The sequence below is a fragment of the Actinacidiphila sp. bgisy160 genome (genome assembly GCF_057707815.1).
In genome coordinates this window covers 1-1,044 of the sequence record NZ_JBYIQW010000135.1, presented here as the reverse complement: position 1 = coordinate 1,044, position 1,044 = coordinate 1, and the positions used below count along the sequence as shown (strand labels likewise).

The 1,044-nt window shown below is 67.2% G+C and carries 1 protein-coding gene; it reads right to left on the bottom strand.

Going from position 1 to position 1,044, the window contains the following annotated elements:
• Nucleotides 1–1,044: formyl-CoA transferase (gene frc, locus AC3EUJ_RS37160; protein ID WP_431969413.1), on the bottom strand; the 1,044-nt coding region annotated here is incomplete at both ends.

Genomic DNA, 1,044 nt, shown 5'->3' with positions numbered 1-1,044 from the left:
CCCAGTTCGGTGGTGTAGATGTCGTGGTTGTGTTCGCCGAGGAGGGGTGAGCGGTGGATGGTGGTGGGTGAGTCGGAGAGTTTGAGGGGGTTGCCGACGGTGGTGTAGGTGCCGCGTTCGGGGTGGGGGACCTCGACGACGATCTCGTTGGCCTTGAGGCTTTCGTCTTCGATGATCTCCTTGGTGGACAGGATCGGCCCGCACGGGATGTTGTGTGTGTTCAGCTCTTCCAGGACCTGCCATTTGGGCAGGGTGCTGGTCCATTCCTCGATGAGCTGGAACATTTTGGCGAGTTTCGGCAGCCGGGCCTCGGGGGTGGCCCATTCGGGGTCGTCGGCGAGTTCGGGGTGGCCGATGAGCCGGGCCAGTGGCTGCCAGCCGACGGGCTGCACGATGACGTAGACGTAGTCGTTGGGGCCGCCGGGTGCGCATGTGACGGCCCAGCCGGGTTGTCCGCCGCCGGAGGCGTTGCCGGAGCGGGGGACCTCGTCGGTGAAGTCCTCGTTGGGGTACTCGGCCAGAGGTCCGTGGGCCAGGCGTTGCTGGTCGCGGAGTTTGACCCGGCACAGGTTGAGGACGGCGTGCTGCATGGCGACCTGCACGCGTTGTCCGCGTCCGGTGTGGGTGCGCTGGTAGAGGGCGGCCAGGATCGCGGCGACGGCGTGGACGCCGGTGCCCGAATCGCCGATCTGGGCGCCGGTGGCCAGTGGCGGGCCGCCCTCGAAGCCGGTGGTGGCCATCGACCCGCCCATCGCCTGGGCGACGACCTCGTAGGCCTTGAACGCGGTGTAGGGGCCGTCCCCGAAGCCCTTGATCGAGGCGTACACGATCCGCGGGTTGATCTCGCGGATCCGTTCCCACGGGAAGCCCATCCGGTCGACCGCGCCGGGCCCGAAGTTCTCCACCATCACATCACTGCGGGCGATCAGCTCGGTCAGGATCTCCCGCCCGCGCGGGGTCTTGGTGTTCAAGGTGATGCTGCGCTTGTTCGCGTTCAGCATCGTGAAGTACAGGCTGTCCACCCCTGGCACGTCCCGCAGCTGA